Raw genomic sequence first — 10077 nt, 5'->3', positions numbered from 1 at the left:
AGGGTGCGTGACCCCCGTTACCCAATCTTTAGTCACACCCCACAATCAAATCCGGGGGTCACGCACCGCACCCAATCTGCTTTGAGCCACTACTGCAAACCATTCATCCGATCGCCATTGCCGATCGCACAAATCGCCCCGTCAAAGTCTTCTCAATTTGCAGCGGCACATTTAGTTGTAATCAGGCATTGGATTTCCGAACGGGTATAATCCGCATAATAGCAAAGTGCTGCTAAGGGTTAGTTTGCGCCACGCGGTAGGGTTATGGGTCCGTGAGCATCAGGTTTTCTCGATAGTGTAATAGATGAGAGGGAAAAAGGAACTAGGGAGCATCAGGGAGAAAATGGGGGTGCGATAAAATCATCGGGGTGGGAGGGTCTCGATCGCACCCCAAGCAGCATTTTAAATTATTTATATACAAGAGTTGATGGGTAATTGTTGAGAATTGATGGGTGATATTGTGGGGAATTTTGCTAAATTGGCGGCGAAGTAAAGCGAGCGATCGCATTCTTAATTTCGCCGGGTTTGATGGATCTTAACCAGGGCGATCGCCTGGAAAAAGACCTAGAGATGACTCCCACTGCACTGGGGCGATAAAATAGTCGGCATCGGGGGACTTTACCTTGGGCGTGGCTGACATTTTGCCACTGGGGAAGGGTCGGGCTATAACAGTGGGGTATGATATCAGAGGTGGGGGAATTGAAGCGATCGCGAATCCGGTGCAACCGATGAAATAAAATAGAAGTTCTCAGACCTGTTAGGCATAAATCATGGGGAACACGTTCGGTCATTTGTTTCGAATCACCACCTTTGGCGAATCCCACGGTGGCGGGGTTGGCGTTATTGTGGATGGATGCCCACCGCAGCTAGAGATTTCCGCCGCCGAGATTCAAGTAGAACTCGACAGGCGACGTCCCGGGCAAAGTAAAATTACCACGCCGCGCCGGGAAACGGACACTTGCGAAATCCTGTCCGGGGTGTTTGAAGGCAAAACCCTGGGCACTCCGATTTCGATTGCGGTCCGCAACAAGGATGCCCGCCCGCAGGATTATAGCGAAATGGCGGAAAAATATCGTCCCTCTCATGCAGATGCCACTTACGATGCCAAATATGGGATTCGCAACTGGCAAGGAGGGGGCAGATCCTCGGCGCGGGAGACGATTGGTAGAGTCGCTGCAGGGGCGATCGCCAAAAAAATCCTGAAGCAAGTCGCCAATGTGGAAATCATTGGCTATGTTAGAAGAATCCAGCATCTAGAAGCAGACATCGACCCCAACACCATCACCCTCGAAGCAGTGGAAAGCAATATGGTTCGCTGTCCCGATGCGGAATGTGCCGATCGCATGGTCGAACTCATCGATCGCCTGCGCCGGGAAGGAGATTCCATTGGCGGGGTGGTGGAATGCGTGGCGCGCCAGGTTCCCAAAGGGTTGGGGTCCCCGGTATTTGACAAGCTAGAAGCGGATCTGGCAAAAGCTGTCATGTCTCTTCCCGCTAGCAAAGGATTTGAAATTGGATCCGGTTTTGCGGGCACCACCCTCACCGGTAGCGAACACAATGACGAATTCTATCGGGACGAAAGCGGCGAAATCCGCACGGTGACGAACCGATCCGGGGGCATTCAAGGGGGCATTTCTAATGGGGAAAATATCATCCTGCGCGTTGCCTTTAAGCCAACTGCTACAATTCGCAAAGAGCAGCGCACGGTAACTCGCTCTGGGGAACCGACCACTTTATCCGCTAAAGGACGGCACGACCCCTGCGTTTTACCCCGAGCGGTGCCAATGGTCGAAGCAATGGTCGCCCTGGTGCTGTGCGATCATCTGTTGCGCCATCAGGGTCAACTGGGCACGCTAAAGTAGCACATCGGCGATCGCAGCTCATGCCTCCAAATCGGCAATTGAGGGCGTTACCACTACAGCGCGATCGCCTACTCAATTCCCCGATACCATAGTAGTCAACCTGAGCCAATCTAAGCAACCTAAAAGCCAGTATGGAGACCAACCCTTCCTCTGATTTTGTGGTCCGCTTCTGGGGTGTGCGCGGCAGTGTTCCCGCCCCCGGAATGGACACCATTCGCTACGGCGGCAATACCTCCTGTGTGGAAATGCGCGTGGATGGCAAACGCCTAATTTTTGACGGTGGTACGGGATTGCAGGTCCTCGGTCGCACCCTGCAACCACAAATGCCAATCACAGCATACATGTTTTTTACCCACTACCACTGGGACCACATCCAAGGATTTCCTTTCTTTACCCCGGCGTTTATTCGCGGCAATAACCTTTACATTCATGGGGCAGTCCCCCCCGATTCGGAATCGATGCAGCAACATTTCTTAGAACGAGTTCTGCATCCTAATTCTCCGGTTCCTCTTGCCGGAATGCAGGCGAATCTCAAGTTTTCCGAAATTATCTGCGGCGAACCTTTTACTCTCGATGGGATTAGCATCGAAACCGGGCGACTGAATCATCCCAATAGCGCAATGGGATATCGCGTCACTTGCCAGGGTCATTCGGTGTTTTACTGTACCGATACCGAACATTTACCCGATCGCTTTGACGAAACCGTGCTGCACCTCGCCCGGGATGCAGACCTGTTCATCTACGATGCCATGTACACCGATGAGGAATATCATAACCCCAAATCTCCGAAGGTCGGCTGGGGTCATTCCACTTGGCAAGAAGCAGTGAAAGTGGCCAAAGAAGCCGGTGTGAAAAAGTTGGTGATTTTCCATCACGATCCGATCCACAATGATGACTTCCTCGATGGCATTGAGCAACAGGTAAAACAAGCGTTTCCCAATTCGATTCTCGCCCGCGAGGGTCTGGAAGTGGATGTATGCCACCCTACCGTTCCGGCAACCGTACAAACGCCGGTCTAGCGATCGCCCACGGCGCTTGCCCAATGCCCACTCTTCCCTGCCCTCGGGGTCGTCTTCGCTTATCCCATCATTATCATATGGCAAAACCTGCCAGTTTTCTGGCCAAAATTCCCTCGCTTCGCACCCTGAGTGGGGGAATTTCTTTGCTGTGTCGCCTCCGAGGGCGCGATCGCCCCTGCCCTAATCACCCATTCAATGCAAATTCAGTGGTAAGATGCGATCGCTTCTTCACCGCACGGCGCAATGACTCTGACATTGCCCAAACTGCACGCCCTCTCCATGCACAACATCTCTTGTGGCGATCGCGCCTTTCTTTGGATTCTGGTCTATCTATGGCATGATGTTAAAAATGTCTCTCAATCTATCCCTCGAACTTATGACAAATTCCTCTCGCCAAAGTGCATTTCCCAGTTTATTGCGAAGGATAATTTCTGCCATAGTAGACTTTTTACTGATTGGAATCATTTGGTTTCCCTTGGGATTGAGCTTTCGATTCTTGCCCACCTTTGAGGGCGAAACGGTTACGATTGTCGTCCGCAATCTCTCTAACCTGTTCTTGCTCTATATATTTTTTTTGGCTTATTTCACCCTCGGGGAAGGCATCCTCGCTACGACTTTGGGTAAGTTTATTTTTGGCCTAGAAGTGGTCAGCATGCGGGGTCGCAAACCTACGTTCGCTCAGGGGTTGATTAGAAATATTTTTAAGCCCCTGGATTTGCTCCTGTTACTCGCCCCTTTGTTGCTATCTGCAAAACACCAAACCTTGGGCGATCGCTATGCCAAAACCCTGGTGGTGAAAAAAAACTTCCCAGTTCCGGGCATCGTTGCTGAAGATAGGTACCTGAGGACTTTTAAAAAGATTGTCGCCGTCTTTTTATTAATCCTCAGTGGAGCTTTTTTAGCCGTTTCTTTTTATTTTCTAAATAACTATCTCCCCGAAATAACCGCCGCAAACCAAGCCATTGCTACTTATTTTATGCGAGTCGAAAAAGGCTATGAATTAAACAGAAATTTCCGGGCAGCTTACGAAACTGCATCGAGTCAGTTGCGCGAAGAAGTGACGTTGGAACAATATCAGCAACGGTTGGCAAGCAATCCCATTTTACCTTTAGCTTTGGAAAAGCCGGGAGAAATTAACTTTTATCAGTGGGAATTTATCGGGAAAGACAATTTAATCGTTACCGGAACAATTGACAACCAATACCGCATGGAAGTTGAACTGCATAAAGAAAACAAACAATGGAAGTTTGTGTCGGGAAATGTGACGGTGGAAAATTAATCAATTCCCCGCGTCAAAGTTGCCTTTGGATTCAGTGCGTTTTCCCTGGGTGACAGGGGGAACGCAACCTACAGATTGAATAATATTTTTGCTTTTTATTTGCAATTTTTAGCCGGGAAATTGTTGCCCGAACCCCTTGACAAAACGATGGGCAGAGGGTAGAATGAAGCCATAGGTGCAGGCAGGACTGTTAAGCAATGCATTGATTGCGTGGGGCAACCTGCACGATGGAATAGAGATTTAGGGAAGAGGGGATTGCCTCTGACAAGGCGATGAAGGGAGTGGGGTGGGCAATGCCCACCCAAGGTGATGCAGTCAGGGCGGAGGGGGAGTTATTGACGCTGTTGCTGAAGAATCAAACTGGCTAATTCGCAAAATCCTTCCGCTTCGGGTTTGGCGGTGATGTAGGCGGGGTGATGGGTGAGCCGATCGCCGTATTCGGCAATATTAGCAACGCCCACCGACAGGGGAAACAAGTCGGGGTCGAAGAGGGTTTCGTCATTGGGACTATCCCCCACCGTCAGCACCTGCGCCGCCGAATACTGGGGGAAATAGCCGCGCAATAACTGTAGCAAGGCGATCGCCTTTCCCTGAGACTGGGGTTTGATGTGACATTGCACGGAACTGTAGGTGAATCCCCACCCCATTTCCTCGCAGAGGCGATTTAACTGTTGCAAGTCCTCTGGGGTTAAACCTTCTATATCAAAAGTCCAATCCGTAATTCTAAAGCGATTGTCCGAGGTTTCGCGCAATTGGGGAAAATGAGACTGGAGGCGCTTGAAGGTAGAAGCGAGATGCTGGCGGTGAGTCTCCACATCCGCCACGGTGGCGAGCAACACCGGATCCCCAGTCCCGGGATAGAACAAACCGCCATTTTCCGCGATCGCCCCCACCACCGGCAAATAACTCACCAACCCATTCACCCAACCTGCCGATCGCCCGGTGACGATCGCCACCGCCACACCTGCGGCGGCTAAATCTTCTAAAGCTTTGAGCAAACTGGCGGTAAATTTACCCTCCAGAGTCAGGGTGCCATCCATATCCGCCGCCACCAGACCCACCGTTTTAAACGCCGAGTTTGCCAAAACTTTAGATAACGGTAAAGACTTCATAAATTCTCCTCGAATCGATTCTCAGCACGCTACCCCTTACTATAGACTTAACCTGACATGAACCCACCCCAGTCCTCGATTGATGCATCCGGGAATGAAAACCGGGAGTTTCCCCGGGGCTGTCCCCGACGGATCCCAGGGGGAAATTCAAGGAATTTGCATCCAAGGCAAGTGGTGGTTGCCCTTTTGTTAGGGCACCGTTAAGGTAAGGGGAGAGAAGTTAACCGTTGAGCTGGGGCACTCTAAGAGAAGAGACCCATCGTCCCCGAAGCGGTATGTTCTGTAATCGTCCGGAGTGTAGAACAGATGCGAAACTCTGCCTCCCATCAGTGCCATACCCCACCAGGAAAACTCAATTGATGTTCGGTGAAGCACCCACGCCGGTTCGCCGTCAAGCTGCAAGCTTAGCTAGGATAGAGTAGGGGTGTAAATAGGGGCGAATATTGCTGAGTGGATGACCCTTAGCGGCAAAAACGCTAGTGACAGAGGGTTTTCGCCAAAGCGAGGCCAAATGCTGCCCCGAGCTCCAATTGATTAGCGACCCCCGGGGGTCTCCTCCCAGGGAAGAAAAATCCAGCGCTCTAACGGACTTACACCACCCGCAGTTTGAGGGGAATTATAAAAATAAAATGCAGTCGTACCAGGGAAAGTCTATGTCAAAACCGATTATTCTGGTTCAACCCACGTTAGCGCAAGCCCAGGGAGCAAACGAGTCGCCTTTGCCCGATATTGCGGCAGATAAACTGTGGATGGGTGCGTCCGGGGCACTGTTACTCTTGCTGATTGGGTCGCTTGTATTTTCTAAAGTGCAATTGGACAAGCTCAACAAAAAGATAAAGTTTGATGAATTTAAAAATCGAGAGCTGCAAAAGAAGCTAAAAATGGCGCTCGAGACGATTACCAAAATGGAAAAAAATCCCGACTTGCTTCACTCGCGGGAGTTTAATCTGGACTATCTGCGAATGAGGATGGAAGAGGAGAACTTCCACTTTGCGATCGTCAATCAAATCAAAGTGAAAGTCAAGGAGAAAATTTCGGTGGCCCTGCGTCCGAATGCGGAAAACCGAGGGACGGGACGGCAAGTGGATGAAATTTTCGATGTGGACTATCAAATTGGAGAAATTGCCAAGTCCGGGAGAAGGGTGCTTTTCCGGATTCAAATTAAGCTGACGAAGCTACCGACCCAAGCTACCTCGAAAACCATTAGCCAAATTATTGACTGTTTGGAAACCTATTTGAGTGCCAGAGACGATCACGATACCTGGCAACCCACCATTCAAGGGCGGGTGGCTTATATCCACTGGGATCAAAAAGCCAAACCGACGCCGTTGTTGGTTCTGGAACAATCGAATGAAGGGGTTAACGTTACCTTCCGCACCACCACCACTCGTCGCGCGTCTACGGCGAACCAAAGCCAGAAAGCTACTGCCGGTCAAATGACCTCGATGACCAATATGACCACCAGGCGGACCAAAACCACCGGCAAGACAAGAACCTCGCGCGGATCGAGAACTTCTGGCGGGTCGAAAAGTCGGCGGAGTCGTTAAGTGAAGGAGTGCGAAAATCCCGAGGCGCGAGTGCTTCGGCGTGGGTAGAAGATTTCAGCCGATTGGAGGATTGGTTTTATGAGAGGCAAGCTGTTGTTTTGGTTAGGAGTTATAGGGGTGGGCATCTGCAATGTTAGGGAAATTTGGGGCAATGCTTGAATGGGGAGCCAGTTGTCCATCTTCCATGTGAATGATGCGATCGGCGATATCGAGGATGCGGTTGTCGTGGGTGACGAGCAAAATGGTACAACCTTGTTCTTTCGCCAGACGCTGCATCAATTCCACCACTTCTCGACCGGATTTGCTATCGAGTGCTGCAGTGGGTTCGTCGGCTAAAACGAGTTTTGGATGACTGACTAAGGCGCGGGCGATCGCCACCCGTTGTTTTTGCCCCCCAGACAGGTTTTCTGGATAATAATCCACCCACTCTCTTAACCCCACCGCTGCTAACATCGCCGCCGCTTTTTCCCCTAAATTCTCCCCGGCGAATTCTTCATGCAAATCCAGGGACATCTGCACATTTTGCCGCGCCGTTAAGCATTTCAGGAGATTGTGCGCTTGGAAAATATAGCCAATGTCGCGCCGCACTTGCACTAACTGCGCTTTCGTTGCCCCACACAATTGCTGCCCAAATACTTTTAAACTGCCCGCTTGGGCGGACCGCAAACCCCCGAGAAGGGTGAGCAAGGTGGTTTTTCCCGACCCGGATGGCCCGGTCATCAAGACGATTTCTCCCGGATAGATTTGCAAATCTACCTGAAACAAAACCTGTTTTTGCAACGCACCTTTGCCAAAATAATAGTTGAGATTTTTAATATCTATTATGGGTTGAACAGTCATCACGCCTCGATTTTAAAAGATATCGGCAGGGTCAGCCGCTTGCAACTTCCGCAGGGCGATCGCTCCGGATATCGCGCACATCAAAATGGTTAAAATCAATACCATTACTGCCCGAAACAAGGTCATCCCCATTGGCAAACTGGTTGCAGTTCGGGTTAAATTATATAACACAAATGTCGCCAAACAAAACCCTGGCACGTACCCTAATAACGCTAAAATTAAAGCCTCTTGCCCCACCAACGCCACGAAATACATTTCCCGATATCCCATCGCCTTCAAGGTGGCATATTCCGGCAAATGATCCGCTACATCCGTGTACAAAATCTGATAGACAATCACAATCCCGACAATAAATCCCATTGCGGTGCCCAAACTAAACACAAACCCAATCGCCGTACTATTCGCCCAATAATTCCTTTCCCGGGCGATAAATTCCTGATGGGTTAAAACTATCACATCTTGGGGCAAATAACTTTGTAACCTGGCTTTTACCGCCCCCTTATTGGCTCCAGATTTTAACTGAATTAATCCCACATCGATTTCCCCTAAATTGCGATCGGGAAATATCCGCAAAAAATTTAACTCGCTGGTAATGAGATTACCATCCGCGCCAAACGATGCGCCGAGACTAAATAAGCCGCGCACTTCCACGCGACGTCCGGCAATTTCGGTCTCTACGGTGTTTTCTTCGCGATAAAGCTGGGGAATCGGCCCAAATTCATCCCGCGAGAGTCGGTCGAATAACACCACATCGGGCAGTTTGAGTACAACTCGCGCGTCATTGACTTCGGATAAATTAAAGGCAGATTTTGCCGGGTCGAAGCCCAAAACTAAAATCGAACGGTCATTTTTTTCCACGGGATTTTTCCAATTAATCAATCCCAAATATAACGGAGCGATGGATTCTACCTGTTCGAGGGCAAGGGTTTGGTACAAGCGACGCCAAGAAAAGGGCTGCATGGAAATCAACGCTTTGGACTGAGGATTGATTAATACTAAATCCGCTTTCAGATTTTGGTGCATTCGGGTAGAACTGTTGAGCAGGGCGGCTTGAAATCCGAGCTGCATAAACATTAAAATATCGGCGAAGCCAATGCCGGCCAAGGCGACGAATAAGCGGCTTTTTTCTCGGGACAGTTGCAACCAAGCTAAGGGAATTTTGCGGAACATGATGAGCTAGGGATAGGGTTTTCCGACACAGATGGAGGGGATTTGGGATTAATTATTTGCCTTCCCGGTGGCAATGGTGACTTGGACTTGTAAGTTGGTTAAATTGGCGACGCGCTGGGAGTCTTCTGGGTGGAGGCGGATGTGGACTTCCACCACGCGCACATCCACATCGGCGGTGGGGTCGGTGTCGAGGACGTCTTTTTTGCCGATTTGCACGCCGATGCGTTCGACGCGACCTTGCAATTCTCCCTCAAAGGCATCGCTGGTAATGGTAGCGCGCTGACCGAGACGCACGCGCTGGATGTCGGTTTCATAGACTTCGGCGATCGCATACATTTGCTCGGTTTGGCCGATTTCCACAATCCCGTTGTCGCCGATGGTTTCCCCGGGACGGGTGTGAACCTCCATCACCCGACCGGCCACCGGCGATCGCACGTAAGCCTCTTCTAGCCTCGCCTGAGCTTCTTCCACCTGCGCTAACGCCCGGTCTACCTCTGCTTTGGCGGCTTGCACGTCCACGGTTCTCACCTCTGCAAGACTCTGTAATGTGGATTCTGCCTCCTTAATCTGCTGTTCTCCCGTGGCTTGAATCCGTACGCGCGCTACTCTGGCCTCATTAAGCTCCTCTAAGCCGGTTTTTTCCAGTTGTTCGCGCTTGACGCGCGCTTCGCGCAGTTGTTCGGCACCGGTATCTTGCAGTTTTGTCAGGGTGACTTGCTCTTCGCTGAGTTGCGATCGCCCGGTGCGCTGGATGCGGGTCAGATTGGCTCGCGCTTCTGTGATTTGCTCTTGCTTGGTGGTTTCAATCTCCCTGAGATTGGCGATCGCTTCTTTCAGTTGCTCCTCCCCCGTCTCCTGCAGTTTCCGCAACCGGACTTGCGCTTCTTCAATCTCCTTGCTACCGGCGCGCTGTAGCTTGGTGAGGGTGGTCCGTGCGGCTTCAATCTCCTGACGACCGGTTTGTTGGATTTCTGCCAACACCGCCTCCGCCTCTTTCATCTGTTGAAATACCGTCTCTACCGCCAGTCGTTTGCTGTCAAATAACGACTCGCTAATTGCCCCGGCTGCAAATAACTGCTCGTGACGCCGATATTCAACCCCGGCATTTGCCAATTCCGCCCGGAGGCGAGTCAGGGTGGCTTGCTGAGCCTCTACTTTCCGCTGTAATTCCGCTTGCAGGCGGTTTACCGTGGCTTGCTGAGCCTCTACATCTCCGCGCACCTGGGCTTGCAGGCGGTTTACCGTGGC

The 10077-nt window shown here is 50.9% G+C and carries 9 protein-coding genes; 4 read left to right on the top strand and 5 right to left on the bottom strand.

Annotation, left to right across the window (positions count from 1 at the left end):
* Nucleotides 1–473 precede the first annotated feature (473 nt).
* Nucleotides 474–791: a hypothetical protein gene (locus tag LKK83_RS02695; RefSeq protein ID WP_324629265.1), complete on the bottom strand. Its 318-nt coding sequence runs from the start codon at nt 789–791 to the stop codon at nt 474–476.
* Here LKK83_RS02695 and aroC point away from each other — a divergent pair.
* From aroC to LKK83_RS02680, 3 genes are all read left to right on the top strand, one after another.
* The gene (gene aroC / locus LKK83_RS02690; RefSeq protein WP_324629263.1) at nt 771–1862 is read left to right on the top strand and encodes a chorismate synthase; all 1092 of its coding nucleotides are present in this window, start codon (nt 771–773) and stop codon (nt 1860–1862) included. The two genes, LKK83_RS02695 and aroC, sit on opposite strands and share 21 nt — an antisense overlap.
* A gap of 131 nt (nt 1863–1993) precedes the next feature.
* Nucleotides 1994–2881: an MBL fold metallo-hydrolase gene (locus LKK83_RS02685; protein WP_324629261.1), complete on the top strand. Its 888-nt coding sequence runs from the start codon at nt 1994–1996 to the stop codon at nt 2879–2881.
* A 376-nt stretch (nt 2882–3257) separates the two neighbouring features.
* On the top strand, nt 3258–4160 hold the full coding sequence (locus tag LKK83_RS02680) for an RDD family protein (RefSeq protein WP_324629259.1): 903 nt from the start codon (nt 3258–3260) through the stop codon (nt 4158–4160).
* 332 nt (nt 4161–4492) lie between these two features.
* Here the strand turns inward: LKK83_RS02680 and LKK83_RS02675 are convergent, their stop codons facing one another.
* Nucleotides 4493–5272: an HAD-IIB family hydrolase gene (locus LKK83_RS02675; protein ID WP_324629258.1), complete on the bottom strand. Its 780-nt coding sequence runs from the start codon at nt 5270–5272 to the stop codon at nt 4493–4495.
* Nucleotides 5273–5925: 653 nt separating this feature from the next.
* Between LKK83_RS02675 and LKK83_RS02670 the strand changes: the two genes are divergently transcribed.
* Nucleotides 5926–6819 carry a hypothetical protein gene (locus LKK83_RS02670; protein WP_324629257.1) on the top strand — a complete coding sequence of 298 codons (894 nt, stop codon included), beginning with the start codon at nt 5926–5928 and terminating at the stop codon, nt 6817–6819.
* A 102-nt stretch (nt 6820–6921) separates the two neighbouring features.
* Here the strand turns inward: LKK83_RS02670 and LKK83_RS02665 are convergent, their stop codons facing one another.
* The 3 genes from LKK83_RS02665 to LKK83_RS02655 all read right to left on the bottom strand — a co-directional run.
* Nucleotides 6922–7659: a DevA family ABC transporter ATP-binding protein gene (locus LKK83_RS02665; RefSeq protein WP_324629256.1), complete on the bottom strand. Its 738-nt coding sequence runs from the start codon at nt 7657–7659 to the stop codon at nt 6922–6924.
* A gap of 12 nt (nt 7660–7671) precedes the next feature.
* Complete coding sequence (gene devC / locus LKK83_RS02660; protein ID WP_324629253.1) at nt 7672–8829, bottom strand: ABC transporter permease DevC; 1158 nt, start codon at nt 8827–8829, stop codon at nt 7672–7674.
* A gap of 48 nt (nt 8830–8877) precedes the next feature.
* Nucleotides 8878–10077: HlyD family efflux transporter periplasmic adaptor subunit (locus LKK83_RS02655; protein WP_324629251.1), on the bottom strand; the 1200-nt coding region annotated here is incomplete at its 5' end.

This window comes from Phormidium sp. CCY1219, assembly GCF_035615515.1.
In the GTDB taxonomy this organism is placed as follows: Bacteria; Cyanobacteriota; Cyanobacteriia; order Cyanobacteriales; family Laspinemataceae; genus CCY1219.
This window is presented reverse-complemented; position numbering and strand designations above follow the sequence as displayed.

Excerpts from the sequence above, each read along its gene's own strand:
- LKK83_RS02675 (WP_324629258.1), bottom strand. The coding sequence starts at position 5,272 with ATGAAGTCTTTACCGTTATCTAAAGTTTTGGCAAACTCGGCGTTTAAA.
- aroC (WP_324629263.1), top strand. The coding sequence starts at position 771 with ATGGGGAACACGTTCGGTCATTTGTTTCGAATCACCACCTTTGGCGAA.
- LKK83_RS02665 (WP_324629256.1), bottom strand. The coding sequence starts at position 7,659 with ATGACTGTTCAACCCATAATAGATATTAAAAATCTCAACTATTATTTT.
- LKK83_RS02670 (WP_324629257.1), top strand. The coding sequence starts at position 5,926 with ATGTCAAAACCGATTATTCTGGTTCAACCCACGTTAGCGCAAGCCCAG.
- devC (WP_324629253.1), bottom strand. The coding sequence starts at position 8,829 with ATGTTCCGCAAAATTCCCTTAGCTTGGTTGCAACTGTCCCGAGAAAAA.
- LKK83_RS02680 (WP_324629259.1), top strand. The coding sequence starts at position 3,258 with ATGACAAATTCCTCTCGCCAAAGTGCATTTCCCAGTTTATTGCGAAGG.
- LKK83_RS02695 (WP_324629265.1), bottom strand. The coding sequence starts at position 791 with ATGACCGAACGTGTTCCCCATGATTTATGCCTAACAGGTCTGAGAACT.
- LKK83_RS02685 (WP_324629261.1), top strand. The coding sequence starts at position 1,994 with ATGGAGACCAACCCTTCCTCTGATTTTGTGGTCCGCTTCTGGGGTGTG.